This is a genomic window from Shewanella dokdonensis (assembly GCF_018394335.1).
GTDB classification, from domain to species: Bacteria; Pseudomonadota; Gammaproteobacteria; order Enterobacterales; family Shewanellaceae; genus Shewanella; species Shewanella dokdonensis.
The window spans coordinates 4,031,741-4,045,985 of the sequence record NZ_CP074572.1 but is presented as its reverse complement, the minus strand read 5'-3'; the positions used below and the strand labels follow the sequence as shown (position 1 = coordinate 4,045,985).

8 protein-coding genes, 6 tRNA genes and 4 pseudogenes are annotated in these 14,245 nt (G+C 48.7%); 16 read left to right on the top strand and 2 right to left on the bottom strand.

The window, feature by feature from the left end:
* The first annotated feature begins 206 nt into the window (after nt 1-206).
* The 14 genes and pseudogenes from KHX94_RS19555 (at nt 207) to KHX94_RS19490 (ending at nt 8,416) form a co-directional block, all read left to right on the top strand.
* Nucleotides 207-2,387, top strand: coding sequence for a prolyl oligopeptidase family serine peptidase (locus KHX94_RS19555; protein ID WP_213681849.1), 2,181 nt, complete (start codon nt 207-209; stop codon nt 2,385-2,387).
* A gap of 127 nt (nt 2,388-2,514) precedes the next feature.
* Nucleotides 2,515-2,916 carry a tol-pal system-associated acyl-CoA thioesterase gene (gene ybgC / locus KHX94_RS19550; RefSeq protein ID WP_213681848.1) on the top strand — a complete coding sequence of 134 codons (402 nt, stop codon included), beginning with the start codon at nt 2,515-2,517 and terminating at the stop codon, nt 2,914-2,916.
* A complete protein-coding gene (gene tolQ / locus KHX94_RS19545) occupies nt 2,906-3,595 on the top strand; it encodes a protein TolQ (RefSeq protein ID WP_213681847.1) in 690 nt (229 codons plus the stop codon). The genes ybgC and tolQ overlap by 11 nt, the downstream gene beginning before the upstream one ends.
* Nucleotides 3,592-4,035 carry a protein TolR gene (gene tolR, locus KHX94_RS19540; protein WP_213681846.1) on the top strand — a complete coding sequence of 148 codons (444 nt, stop codon included), beginning with the start codon at nt 3,592-3,594 and terminating at the stop codon, nt 4,033-4,035. Before tolQ ends, tolR begins: the two co-directional genes overlap by 4 nt.
* Nucleotides 4,036-4,997: pseudogene (tolA, locus tag KHX94_RS19535) on the top strand (cell envelope integrity protein TolA).
* Between the two features lie 9 nt (nt 4,998-5,006).
* Nucleotides 5,007-6,331: pseudogene (tolB, locus tag KHX94_RS19530) on the top strand (Tol-Pal system beta propeller repeat protein TolB).
* A gap of 22 nt (nt 6,332-6,353) precedes the next feature.
* Entirely contained in the window at nt 6,354-6,896 is a 543-nt protein-coding gene (pal, locus tag KHX94_RS19525) for a peptidoglycan-associated lipoprotein Pal (RefSeq protein WP_213681845.1), read from the top strand.
* Nucleotides 6,817-7,659, top strand: coding sequence for a tol-pal system protein YbgF (gene ybgF, locus KHX94_RS19520; RefSeq protein ID WP_244859246.1), 843 nt, complete (start codon nt 6,817-6,819; stop codon nt 7,657-7,659). Before pal ends, ybgF begins: the two co-directional genes overlap by 80 nt.
* A 155-nt stretch (nt 7,660-7,814) precedes the next feature.
* Nucleotides 7,815-7,890: transfer RNA gene (locus tag KHX94_RS19515), tRNA-Lys, on the top strand.
* Between the two features lie 27 nt (nt 7,891-7,917).
* A tRNA-Lys gene (locus KHX94_RS19510) sits at nt 7,918-7,993 on the top strand.
* A 31-nt stretch (nt 7,994-8,024) separates the two neighbouring features.
* Nucleotides 8,025-8,100: transfer RNA gene (locus KHX94_RS19505), tRNA-Lys, on the top strand.
* 35 nt (nt 8,101-8,135) lie between these two features.
* A tRNA-Lys gene (locus KHX94_RS19500) sits at nt 8,136-8,211 on the top strand.
* Nucleotides 8,212-8,238: 27 nt separating this feature from the next.
* Nucleotides 8,239-8,314, top strand: a tRNA-Lys gene (locus tag KHX94_RS19495).
* A gap of 26 nt (nt 8,315-8,340) precedes the next feature.
* Nucleotides 8,341-8,416 (top strand) — tRNA-Lys (locus tag KHX94_RS19490).
* A gap of 103 nt (nt 8,417-8,519) precedes the next feature.
* Here the strand turns inward: KHX94_RS19490 and KHX94_RS19485 are convergent.
* Nucleotides 8,520-8,776: pseudogene (locus tag KHX94_RS19485) on the bottom strand (GrxA family glutaredoxin).
* A gap of 77 nt (nt 8,777-8,853) precedes the next feature.
* A complete protein-coding gene (gene radD, locus KHX94_RS19480; protein ID WP_213681844.1) occupies nt 8,854-10,611 on the bottom strand; it encodes a DNA repair helicase RadD in 1,758 nt (585 codons plus the stop codon).
* A 252-nt stretch (nt 10,612-10,863) separates the two neighbouring features.
* On the opposite strand from radD, the gene pheS reads away from it, so the two are divergent.
* Entirely contained in the window at nt 10,864-11,844 is a 981-nt protein-coding gene (gene pheS / locus KHX94_RS19475) for a phenylalanine--tRNA ligase subunit alpha (RefSeq protein WP_213681843.1), read from the top strand.
* Between the two features lie 15 nt (nt 11,845-11,859).
* Nucleotides 11,860-14,245, top strand: a pseudogene (gene pheT / locus KHX94_RS19470) (phenylalanine--tRNA ligase subunit beta).

Here is a 14,245-nt window from a genome sequence, read left to right as displayed (position 1 = left end):
AAACGAACTGCATATATTTTCATATAAATATTGCTTGGCAGTTTCTGGGCAATATTTATAAATGAGATATTTCCTTCATACCTCGTTGCAATTCCCCGGTTTATAGGGCTTTTTATTTTCTGTATAGTAAGTTACAAATTCGCAACTTAGTATATTCCGGCAAATATATTCACATTGTATATTCGCATCAGTAACAGGGTGGTTAAATGGCGATTCGTAAAAAAATAGTAAAACCTATGACAGTATCCGTCGTATTAGGGCTGTTATTAAGTGCTTGTCAGAGCCCGGCGACAGATAAAATAAATTCAGTCACCGGCAAAGTCGCAACCCCGGCAACATCATATCCTGCGGTGAGAGCTGATACCCTGGTGGAAACGCTGCATGGTGTGCCAGTGGCTGATCCCTATCGCCACTTGGAGCAAAACACTCCGGAAACTGAAGCTTGGGTAGCGGCAGAGCGCCAGTATGGTAAGCAATTTCTGGACGCTATTCCCAATAAGCAGGCCGTGGTTGGGCGCATTACTGAACTGTGGAACTATGAAAAAATTTCAGCGCCATTTATCCGTGGAAACTTCACCTTCTTTTACCGTAATGATGGACTACAGGCCCAGTCTGTTTTGTATGTGAAAAATCATCAAGGACAGCAACGGGTACTGCTTGATCCTAACCAGTTTTCGACTAATGGCACCGCTGCTTTATCGGGTGTTTCTGTTAGCAACGACGGTAACACCTTGGCTTATGGTGTGTCTCAGGCTGGTTCAGACTGGCAACAGTGGCACTTTATGGACGTAAAAACGGGCCATGAACTCACCGACAAGTTGCAATGGATTAAATTTTCTGCCGCCGTATGGGATCACGATAATCAAGGGGTGTTTTACGCGCGTTATGACGCACCGGAAGGTGGTAACGCGATGGCTGATGTCAATTTCAATCAGAAAGTTTACTTCCATAAGCTGGGAACACCACAGGCCGATGATGTCCTGATCTACCAGCGTCCACAAAATAAAGATTGGGGATTTGGCATCGAAGTTTCTGATGATGGTAACTACTTGTTGCTGAGTGTATCTCAAGGCACCGACAGCCGTAATCGCTTCTTCTATAAACCGTTGAATGTCGCCAGTGAGATGATTGAGTTATTGCCAGATCTGGAAGCGGAATATAGTTTTATTGGCAATGATAAGACGGTTTTTTATTTTAAAACCGATTTAGATGCACCTAACGGTAAGGTTATTGCCATTGACACCCGTCACCCTCAAAAAGCTAACTGGCAGACGATTATTCCGGAATCAACTGATCCGATTAAAAATGTGGCGATTATTAATGATCACTTGGTGGTAAGTAGTCTGCACGATGTTCTCGGTAACATGGCAATCTATTCCATGAGTGGTGATAAACGCCAGGATGTTACCATGCCGGGGCAAGGAACGGTTGTCGGGCCATTTGCTAAGGCCAAGGATGATTATTTCTATTATTCCTACAACAGCTACATTCAACCGGAAACCATCTATAAATTTGATTTTAAAACGGGTGAATCCAGTTTATACGACCAACCCAAAGTCGCGTTTGATCCACATAACTACATCTCAGAACAGGTGTTTTATCAAAGTAAGGATGGTACTCGGGTGCCTATGTTGATCTCCTATAAAAAAGGACTCAGCAAAAATGGCAACAATCCGACCTTACTGTATGCCTACGGTGGTTTTGCCATCTCTATGACACCACGTTTCAGTGCTGCCAATATTGCCTGGATGGATCTCGGCGGTATCTATGCCGTGCCCAATTTACGTGGCGGTGCCGAATATGGCGAGAGCTGGCATCAGGCGGGTATGTTCGATAAGAAACAGAACGTCTTTGACGACTATTTTGCGGCGGCCGAATACCTTATCAGCCAAGGTTATACCAATAAGACTAAACTGGGCGCCTATGGCCGCAGTAATGGTGGTTTATTGATGGGTGCTGCGGTGACACAACGGCCAGATCTATTTGCGGCGGTGTTACCCGCAGTGGGTGTGCTGGATATGCTGCGTTTTCAAAAATTTACTATCGGTTGGGCATGGACTAGCGAATATGGCAGTGCCGATAATGCCGAGCAGTTCCCGGCGTTGCTGGCCTATTCGCCTTACCACAATGTCAAAGCTCAGGCGTATCCGGCGACCATGGTAATGACCGCAGATCATGATGATCGCGTTGTCCCGGCACATAGTTTTAAATTTGCTGCCATGTTACAGGCCAAACAGCAGGGGAGCGCGCCAATCATCATGCGCATTGAGCATAACGCCGGGCATGGTGCTGGCAAACCTACCGCAATGAAGATTGATGAAGCGGCTGACATCTTTGACTTTTTATGGCAAGCATTTGGCTTGACATTACCCGCCAAAATCGACTGATTAAGCTGCGGTTAAGTTCGACAAAATTAAATTGGGGGCTGCGGCCCCTTTGTTTTGGCGGCCATTCACAAGCGCTGGCCGGATAGGTATAGTAGTGGGCATTTATGGCAGGAAATCAGTAGGATCTATGTTTCGCTGGCCAATTACAGTTTATTACGAAGATACCGATGCGGGTGGGGTGGTTTATCACTCTAACTACTTGAAGTTTTTTGAACGGGCTCGCAGCGAATGGCTCAGGGCAATGGGTGTATGCCAAGGTACGTTGCTAAAACAAGATCTGGCGTTTTTGGTGCGCCGGGCAGAGTTAGATTTTTGTCATGCTGCCAGATTTGAGCAGCAGTTGTGGGTGGAAAGCCGTATTACGGAATTAAAACGGGCATCGTTGATCTTTGATCAGCAACTTGTTGATGAAAGTGGTGTCTGTTATTGCCGGGCCTCCATTAAAATAGCGGCGGTATCCTTGAGTCGGATGAAACCGCAGGCTATTCCTGAACCGATTTTGCAGGAGTTTAAACAAGGTGAATGCTGATATTTCAATTGTAGGGTTATTTCTTCAGGCCAGCGTGTTGGTAAAGCTGGTGATGTTAACCCTGCTGTCGCTTTCGATAGTGTCATGGGCAGTGATCCTGCAAAGACGCAAAGTGCTAGGTGATGCCAAACGTAACGCCGAGCAATTTGAAGAAAAGTTTTGGTCAGGTGTCGATCTAAACCGTTTTTACCATGATCTGGCCGCTAGGCAGGACAGTAATACCGGGCTGGAGATCATGTTTGTCTCCGGCTTCAAAGAATACGCTCGTCTCAGTAAAATCAGTAGCCGTGCACCAGAAGCGGTGATGGATGGCAGTTATCGGGCGATGCGCATTGCTTTGTCAAAAGAGCTGGATGAACTGGAAACCCACTTGCCTTTATTGGCAACCATTGGTTCTACCAGTCCCTATATCGGTTTGTTTGGTACTGTGTGGGGGATCATGAATGCTTTTATCGCTTTGGGTGCGGTGCAAAATGCCACCTTGGCAATGGTTGCGCCCGGTATTGCCGAAGCGCTGATTGCCACCGCCATGGGGTTGTTTGCCGCTATTCCGGCGGTCATTGCTTACAACCGTTTTTCCACCAAAGTTGAAAAGCTGGAATCTCATTACGCCAACTTTATGGAAGAGTTTTCTAACATTCTTCATCGTCAGGCTTACACCGAGAAGGAACCCGCATGAATCAGGGATATCAGCGTAAACGCCGGCGCCCGGTAGCTGAAATCAACGTGGTTCCCTACATCGACGTGATGTTGGTGTTGCTAATCATTTTCATGGTGACCGCGCCAATTGTGTCACAAGGGGTGAAAGTAGATTTGCCGCAAGGCCAGGCAGAGCCTTTGCCCGCTGATAGCAAACCACCGGTGGTGGCGTCTATCGATGCCGAGGGCGATTATTTCCTCGATGTTGGCGGTGCCCCGAGTAACGAGCCATTGGATTTGGATGATGTTGCTACACGGGTTGCGGCTATTATTCAGCTTGAACCAGACCGTCCGGTGGTCGTCAAAGGCGATAGAGCCATTCCGTATGAAAAAGTGATCCAATTGATGATAACCCTACAAAATGCTGGGGTTCCGTCAGTGGGGCTGATGACAGATTCACCGGACGAGGAGAAGAAGTAAGTGGCCGGGCAATCTGATTTAAAACTGTCGGTAATTATTTCCGCGATATTACATATCGGCGTAATTGCTGTGCTGACGTTGAACGTAGACTTCACCAAGAAGCCAACGAGTACCATGATGCCAGCAGCCAAGGCACCACCCGTGCAAGCCGTGGTGGTGGATCAACAGAAAGTTGATGATTATGTGCAGAAACTGAAAGCCGATAAAGCGGCCGCAGCGCGTAAAGAACGTGAACGCCAGGCTGATCTGGAACGCCAAGCCGATGCGGCCAAAAAAGCCCGGGAGCAGGAGCAGGCTCGCATTCAGAAACTGGCAGAAGAACGCAAGCAACAGGAGCTAAATGCCAAACAGGCGGCGGATGCAGTGAAAGCGGCGCAATTAAAAGCGCAACAGGAGCAAAAGCGGGCACAGCAGGCTGAAGCCGACCGCAAACTGAAAGAGCAGCAACGCCAGCAGGCCGAAGATGCTGCTCGTAAGGCCGAAGAAAAACGTAAGGCGGAGGAAGCTGCGGCTAAGAAAGCGGAAGCCGAACGCAAAGCTCGGGAAGATGCCGAACGTAAGGCAAAGGCCGAAGCCGATCGTAAAGCCAAAGCTGCCGCAGAACGTCGCCGTCAGGAGCAGGAGTTAGCCGATGCTATGGCCGCTGAACAGTCTGCCGTGTCTGCGGCTCGTAACACACAGTTGCAAAGTGAGCTGAACAAATACAAGGCAATGATTACCTCAACAATTCAGCGCAATTTGGTGCTGGATGAAGCGATGCGAGGCAAAACTTGCCGGGTAGACATCAAACTGGCCCCCGATGGTTTTGTTACCAGCGTGCAGTCTACGGGGGCGATCCTGTGGTCTGCCGCGCCGCTAAAGCCGCTATCAACAAAGCGGGGCGTTTACCGGTATCACCGGAAGCTGATGTGTACCAGTTATTGAAAGACATTAACCTGGAAGTTAGACCAGAGTTTAATTAGAGGAGTCCCATGAAATATTTTGCCCGATGTCTGATGGTGTTACTGGCATTGTTGGTGTTACCAGCAAAGGCCGCACTGGATATTGTAATCACCGAAGGGGTAGATGCTGCTAGGCCCATAGCTGTGGTGCCGTTCATATGGCAAGGGTAACACCGCCACCCAGTTCCATCTCGGATGTGGTGGCCTCAGATTTAACCCGCAGCGGGACATTTAAACCTCTTGATGAAACGGGGCTGGGTCAACGTAGTATTGGTCAGATTGGTGATTTCAATCTGGATGACTGGCGTAATGTATCAGCGGAAGCGGTTGTGATGGGCACCGTCAAACCTTATGGGCAGGATCAATATCTGGTGAGTTTCGATCTGGTGGATTTGGTGAAGGCTCAGATGCAGGCCAAAGGACCTCAGCCCAAGAGCGAATACCTGCTAGATAGTCGCCAGACTGTCATCAGCGCCGCGCAATTTCGCCAGTATGCACATCGCATCAGTGATATTGTCTATGAAAAATTAACTGGCATTCGTGGAGCGTTTTTGACACGTATCGCCTATGTGGTGGTGGATCGCTCACAGCCAAGTCCTTACCAGCTAATGATCGCCGATTACGACGGGTATAACGAGCAGATGTTACTGCGCTCGCCTGAACCACTGATGTCACCCGCCTGGTCTCCGGATGGTCGGAAACTGGCGTATGTGAGTTTTGAGAACAAAAAAGCCGAGATTTTTATCCAGGACATCTATAACCGCACCCGTCAGAAGGTGACCAGCTATCCCGGCATTAATGGTTCCCCGAGCTTTTCACCTGATGGCCGTAAGCTGGCAATTACCCTCTCCAAAGACGGACAACCAGAAATCTATATTGTCGATATCGCCAGCGGGGCGCTGACCCGCGTAACGAACCATTACGCCATTGATACTGAACCAGCTTGGTTCCCAGATGGTAAAGCATTGGTGTTTACCTCCGAACGTGGTGGCCGACCACAGTTATACAAAGTGGAATTGGCAACCAATAAAGTCACCCGACTGACTTTCGATGGTGAATGGAACTTGGGCGGCGAAGTGACGCCAGATGGCCGTAGCCTGATATTTGTTAACCGCACTAACGGTAAATTCAATATAGCCAGAATGGATCTGCAAACCCGTTTTATGCAGGTACTGACTTCAACCCGCTTGGATGAATCACCCAGTGTTGCACCCAACGGGACGATGGTGATTTACGGCACGACTTATGGCAACAAGCAAGTGTTGGCTGCCGTGTCGGTCGATGGACGATTTAAAGCAAGATTGCCGGTGGGACAGGGTGAAGTCAGATCTCCAGCCTGGTCCCCATTTTTATAATTGATCACAGAAGGATTTAATAATGGAACTCCAAAAGTTGCTTAAAGCTATGGCCATTTCTCTGCCGCTATTGGCATTGGGCGCTTGTAGCTCTACTTCTGATTCTGAAACTGCTGCTGGAACAGGGACAACTTCTTCAGGCAGTGGCCAATATGGTGCTAATGGTGGCGTCGAAATGGGCGGGGCTTCTCAGGTGCTGAGCCCTGAAGAGCAGCAACGCCTAAAATTCCAAGAGTTGCGTAAAGATAGCGTTCTCTACTTTGATTTTGACCGCAGCGAAATCCGCGCAGATTACGCGGATCTACTGCAAGCTCACGCGGATTATCTGGTTAACCATCCGAATGTCAAAGTGCTGATTGAAGGACACACTGATGAACGTGGTACCCCAGAATACAACATTGCCTTGGGTGAACGCCGTGCTAAAGCCGTGGCGAAATATCTGCAAGGTTTAGGAGTACTGCCAAGTCAGATGAGCATTGTCAGTTATGGTGAAGAAAAACCTGCCGATCTTAGCCACACTGATGAAGGTGAAGCGAAGAACCGTCGCGCAGTTTTGGTTTACTAAGGAAAAAGCACATGAAGATCAGGCTAATTGCAGCAGCAACGCTGTTGCTTCCCTATGTGCCGCCACTGCAGCAACGCCTGCGCCGGTACAGGATTTGGGAACTGGCGTTGTTGGCAGCGACAGCGACCGCATTGCGCGGCTGGAACGTATCATCAAGGCAAGACAGCAGGCCGAGATAGATATGCAGCAGCGGTTAGATGCGCTGCAGCAGGAAGTTCTGGATCTGCGTGGCTCTACTGAGCAACAGAATTATCAGATTAATCAGATGCTACAACGTCAACGTCAGTTGTATGACGAAATCGGCAAGCTCAGCAGTCAACAAACGAGTTCTCCAGCGGTAAATAATACTGCGCCACAAGCAGCGGTAAGTGGCAGTTCCTCTTTATCTGAGACGGACAGTTACCAGCATGCCGTGGATCTGGTGCTGAAAGAACGGCAATACGATGCCGCTATCCCGGCATTCAAGGAATTTATCAGCCAGTATCCCAATTCCGGTTTTGCAGATAACGCAAACTACTGGCTTGGGCAACTCCTTTATAATAAAGGAGATTATGTTCAGGCTAAGACAGCCTTTGAAAATGTGGTCAATAATTTCAAAGCCTCGGGTAAACGGCCTGACAGTCTGGTCAAATTGGGGCTGATCGCCGAGAAATCCAATGACAAAGCCGCTGCCAAATCCCGCTATCAACAAGTGGTCAAAGAGTACGCAAACAGCGCTGCCGCAAGCATTGCCAAGCAGCAGTTGGCGGCAATTAAACCATGATTTAACTAAAAAACATTCACCCAGACTGTTTTTCAGGCAAACGGGAAAAAAAGCCGAATTTGCACTTGCATGAGAAACGGAAAGCGGTATTATAGGCGCCCACAGCGCGGGACAGCAGGTTTTGCTTGCTGCGCTGTGTTTTAACTAAAGTGAAAGGGTCGTTAGCTCAGTCGGTAGAGCAGTTGGCTTTTAACCAATTGGTCATAGGTTCGAATCCTATACGACCCACCATTTCAGTTAGTCGGTAAACAAAGCAGTGGGTCGTTAGCTCAGTCGGTAGAGCAGTTGACTCTTAATCAATTGGTCATAGGTTCGAACCCTATACGACCCACCACTGATTTGATATTTACTGTAGTTTCAGTAGCGGGTCGTTAGCTCAGTCGGTAGAGCAGTTGGCTTTTAACCAATTGGTCATAGGTTCGAATCCTATACGACCCACCATCAAATTAAAGCAATATCGTTGGAATTCCAACAACGGGTCGTTAGCTCAGTCGGTAGAGCAGTTGGCTTTTAACCAATTGGTCATAGGTTCGAATCCTATACGACCCACCATTTCAGTTAGTCAGTAAACAAAACAGTGGGTCGTTAGCTCAGTCGGTAGAGCAGTTGACTCTTAATCAATTGGTCATAGGTTCGAACCCTATACGACCCACCACTGCTTTGATATTTACTGAAGTCTCAGGGTCGTTAGCTCAGTCGGTAGAGCAGTTGGCTTTTAACCAATTGGTCATAGGTTCGAATCCTATACGACCCACCATTTATCTCCCTCGTTGTGACTAGCATGCCAGTGTTGATGGTAACTATATGCAAAAAAGCACCCGTAGGTGCCTTTTGACATAACTGAATGCTGAGCTTACAGCTTAAAGCAATTCGTTTTCCCGAACATAGGCTTCAAAATCGGTACAACCGCCAATATGTTCTTTATCAATGAAAATTTGTGGCACAGTCTCCACCGGTTTGCCAACCGTTTTTCTAGATCGGCCTTGGTGATGCCTTCTTCATAGATATCGACATACTTGTAGCTGAAGTCGTCCCGTTTTTCTGTCAATTGTTCAGACAACTGTTTGGCGCGAACACAATATGGGCAGCCGGGACGGCCGAAAATAACAACGTGCATAATGACTCCCTTTTTCAACGATGCAGTCGTTATAGCACAGTGACTGCCGTAGCAGAAGTAGTCAGCTCATACTTCTGTTAACCATTATGCGGTTCAGTTTGATAACGTCCTTGATAATCAAAGTATTTCTCCACTAATGCCCAGTGTTTCCCGGTTTTTTGCAGCAATAGCAGTGACGGTGGCCGGAATCTGTCTGCCAAGGCAATCACTGCCGCTGCATTTGCCATGGGCGGAAGGGGCATTCCCGGGCGACGATCGTGAGGATAAATAAAGCGGGCAAATAAGGCTTTTCGCTGTGCCGCGGTGGCTAAACGGAATTGCTCTGAAAAATGGTTACCATCGATATCAGAGTATTCCACAACAAGTTGCGTTTCCCGGTTAAGCAACTGCATCTGCTGCACCCGAAACAGATAATGATGTTTTTGTGCCAGAACTTCCCGCAAACGTTTGTCGGGATCGACCAGCTGTGAATGACATTCACAGCATTGCTTGGCGGCAATGTCATTTGCGGCACCACAATCTGGACAAAGCCGTGCCCGAAACCGATATTGACACTGTTGCGGATGTGGCTTGGCGGCAATCAGCCCCTGACAACGTCTGCCGAAATGCTCTAGGATTTCGCCATCTTCGTTAGTTTTTCCCCAGAAAATATTGGCAAAACCACATTCTGGACAGATCACTTGTACTGGCTCGGTATCAGGCGCTGGTCGCGGGAGGGCTATTTGGGGACTGAAAAGGTCAAAACCGTTGGCGGCATAGTCGATAATAAGACAATCTTGCTTGCCTTCACTCAAACGCAAACCACGGCCAACCATTTGTTGAAACAAAGCCACGGAAGCCGTTGGCCGCATAATGGCTAGCAGATCCACGTGTGGTGCATCAAAGCCGGTAGTTAATACAGACACATTTACCAGAAATTTCAGCTGTTGTTGCTTGAATCGACGAATAAGCTCGTCTCGTTCCGCCGCGGCGGTCTCGGCGGTAATCAATGCCGCATCAGCCTGAGGTAACAGCGATATTATTTCATGCGCGTGCCGCACTGTGGCGGCAAAAATGATGACGCCACGACGGTTAACTGCCAGTTGAATCAGTTGCTTAACTATGGCCGATGTGGCGCGGCCACAATGGTGCAGTATGGAATCAACCTCAGTTTCACGATAATTGCCATTGGTATCAGGGTGTAGCTGACTGAAGTCATATTGCGCCGATAAACCATCCAGCAACCGGGGCGGTGTCAAATAGCCTTGCTTCACCAGCAACCTCAGCGGTAGCTCAAAAATGCAGTCATCAAACAACGCAGTGTCGATATTCCCCGCACTACCGTGGTAATGGCGTTTGTAGATCCAGCCGCTACCCAACCGATAAGGGGTGGCCGTCAACCCTAGCAGATGCAGTTGGGGATTACGTTGGCGTAACTGTTGCAGCAATTGCTGATACTGACTCTGCGCCTCGTCGCTGACACGGTGACATTCATCAATGATCACCAAGGAAAACGGTTTATCAAATGCTTGTGGGTTCCGGGCCGCCGACTGGATCCCCGCGACCACGGTTTTACCAGAACTCAATTTTTGTTTCAGCCCGGCAGAATAGATACTGATATCATCGGTCAGTAATGCGGCTTTGTCGGCATTTTGGGCTACCAGTTCTTTCACATGGGTTAGGATCAGTACCCGACCACGAGCGATACGTGCGAGTTCGGCGATCACAATACTTTTGCCAGCGCCGGTAGGCAGCACGATAACGGCGCTCCCTTGAGCATGGCGAAAATAGTGGATGGTGGCGTCGACGGCTTGTTGCTGATAGTCCCGTAGTTGCAGGACATGGTGCTGTGACATCTTGACGAAAGGACAGTAATAACGTTGCTACAGCATATCATAGGGCAACCGTTGCTAAAGTCTGAGGTTGGCGGAAGCTTAAAAATTAACAAACTTTTATGCCACAGTAGCTTTCAGCTATTTTTTACTTTGCTAAAATGGCCGCTTCACTGGTCAAATTCCTGTGATTAAAGTAAAATTTGCCTCTTTTTTATGTCGCAAACGAAGATACCTTAGGCAGTCCTTTGGGGCTGGCATGCACTGGAAGGGAAGATGCAGCAGTTAACAGAGATCGTACAACAGGCCTTAGCCGCCATCGATGGGGCCGATGATCTGAAAATTCTCGATGAAATCCGTGTCGATTATCTTGGCAAAAAAGGCAAGATTACCGACATGATGAAACTGATGGGCACCCTGAGTCCGGAAGAAAAACCGGCTTTTGGTCAACAGGTGAATCAGGCTAAACAACAGGTACAACAGTATCTGTCACAGCGCCTCGAAAATCTCAAAGCCGCCGAGCTTGAAGCTAAACTCAGCGCGGAGAAAATAGACGTTACTTTGCCCGGGCGAACACTGGGTAATGGTGGTCTGCATCCGGTGACCCGCACCATTGAACGTATTGAAACCTTTTTTGGTGAGTTAGGCTTCAGTGTGGTGCAAGGGCCAGAAGTCGAGGACGGCTATCATAATTTTGATGCCTTAAATATTCCGGCTCATCACCCGGCGCGGGCTGATCACGATACTTTCTATTTTAACCCCGAAGTGGTGCTGCGTACGCAAACCTCTGGTGTGCAGATCCGCACGATGGAAGTAGAACAACCTCCTCTGCGTATCATCTCTCCTGGGCGCGTTTATCGTAACGACTATGATATGACGCATACCCCGATGTTCCATCAGGTCGAAGGCTTGATGGTCGACGAAAACGTCAGCTTTACCCAGTTGAAGGGGATCCTGCACGACTTCCTGCGTAATTTCTTTGAAGAAGACTTGGAGATCCGTTTCCGGCCTTCATATTTCCCCTTCACTGAGCCTTCTGCGGAAGTGGATGTAAAGGGTAAAAACGGCTGGTTAGAAGTGCTGGGTTGCGGCATGGTGCATCCTAATGTGCTGCGTGGTGTCGGTATCGATCCTGAAAAATACTCTGGTTTTGCTTTTGGTATGGGCGTTGAGCGCTTAACTATGTTGCGTTACGGCGTAACAGATTTGCGTGCCTTCTTCGAAAACGACCTGCGTTTTCTCAAGCAATTCAAATAACGGAGTTCAAGTATTATGAAATTCAGTGAATCCTGGCTTCGTGAGTGGGTAAATCCTGCCGTAAGCCGTGATCAGTTAGCCCATCAGCTCACCATGGCTGGGCTGGAAGTCGATGAAATTACTACTGTCGCTGGTAACTTTACCGGTGTGGTAGTCGGTGAAGTTGTGGCATGTGCCCAGCACCCTGATGCCGACAAACTGCGGGTAACGAAAGTCAATATCGGTGCCGAAGAGCTGCTGGACATTGTCTGCGGCGCACCTAACTGTCGCCTTGGCTTGAAAGTGTGTGTGGCCACTGTTGGTGCCGTCTTGCCCGGTGACTTTAAGATCAAAAAAGCCAAACTGCGCGGTCAGCCTTCTAATGGCATGCTCTGCTCCTATAGTGAATTGGCCATTGATATTGAAAGCAACGGTATCATTGAGTTAGCGCAAGATGCGCCGTTGGGGGCAGATGTCCGCCAATATCTGGATCTGGATGATGCTGTTATTGATGTAGATCTAACCGCTAACCGTGCCGATTGTCTGGGAATGGCGGGTATTGCCCGTGAAGTGGGTGTGCTTAACCGCATGACAGTGACCGAACCCAGTTGGGCGCCTGTTGCGGCATCCACTGATGCGGCTATGCAGGTGAATGTCGTCGCTAAGCAAGCGTGTCCACGTTACCTTAGCCGTGTTATCAAAAATATTGATGTCACTGCTGCAACGCCAGCCTGGATAGTGGAAAAACTGCGCCGTAGCGGCATCCGTTCTATCGATCCTATTGTTGATATCACCAATTTTGTATTGGTGGAATATGGCCAGCCAATGCATGCCTTTGATCTGGCACAGATTGACGGTGAACTGAATGTTCGTTTTGCCGACGGCAAAGAACACTTAACACTGCTGGATGGCAATGACATCACAGTACCCGCTGATACTTTGGTGATCGCCGACAACAGTAAAGCCTTGGCGTTAGCCGGGATTTTTGGTGGTGAGCATTCAGGTGTCGCAGCTGATACCCGCGATATTGTGCTGGAGTGTGCCTATTTTGCCCCGCTGGCGATTACTGGCAAAGCCCGCAACCTCGGTTTGCATACTGACGCCAGCCACCGCTTTGAACGTGGGGTTGATCCACAACTGCAACACAAGGTGATGGATCGTGCCAGTCGCTTGATCCTGGATATCTGTGGTGGTGAAGCCGGTAGCGTAGTGGAGGCGTTAGCAGCCGAATATCTGCCGCAAGCTGCCGTCATCACATTGCGCCGCACCAAGCTCGATAAACTGCTGGGGCACCATGTGCCGGATGCCGATGTAACAGAAATTCTGTCTCGGTTAGGCTTTATGGTCACCGAAGTTAACGGTGGCTGGCAGGTAACCACCGCGACTTATCGTTTCGATATGGCCATTGAAGAAGACCTTATCGAAGAAGTTGCCCGTATTTACGGTTATAACAGTATTCCTAATGAAGCGCCGTTGGCACGCTTGAACATGACTCAGCATTGTGAAGCGGATGTCAAACTGGCTAAAGTGCGCAATCTCTTGGCGGCTCGCGGCTTTCAAGAAGCAATTACCTATAGTTTTGTCGATCCTAAGCTGCAACAGTTAGTGCATCCACAACAGCAGGCGCTGGTGTTACCAAACCCAATATCCAGTGAAATGTCGGCTATGCGACTGTCATTATTCACCGGCTTGCTTGGCGCGGTAGGTTACAATCAGGCTCGACAACAAGGCCGAGTACGCTTATTTGAAACAGGTTTGCGTTTTGTTCCTGATCCTAAAGCAGAAATGGGCGTACAACAGCAGCCTATGCTGGCAGCCGTAATCGCGGGGCCTCAAAGTGAGGAACATTGGTCGATTGAATCAAAAACTGTTGATTTTTTCGACCTTAAAGGTGATTTAGAAGCCATTATTGGCTTGACAGCTTCCGACGCTGAATTTAGTTTTAGGAGTGCGTCACATTCTGCACTGCATCCAGGGCAATGTGCTGAAATCCTGAGAAATGATCAGGTGGTTGGGGTGATTGGTGCAGTGCATCCAGCACTGGAAAAGCCTTTGGCCTGAACGGTAAAACCATAGTGTTTGAACTGCAGTTGGATGCGCTGTTACATGGTGCAGTGCCAGCGGCAAAGGCAATCTCCAAATATCCGGCAAACCGTCGTGATATCGCGGTAGTTGTCGATGACGCAGTTGTTGCTGGAGATATTCTAGCGATGATAAAAAAGTTGGCGGAAATCAGTTGGTTGGCTTAAACTTGTTTGACATATACCGAGGCAAGGGTGTTGAGCCTGGCAAGAAGAGTCTGGCAATCGCACTTACGTTACAAGATAACGCTCGTACCCTTGAGGAAAAAGAGATCTCAGCGACCGTAGAGTCGGTGGTTTCAGTCCTTAAGTCCGAGTTCAACGCATCGTTGAGGGATTAA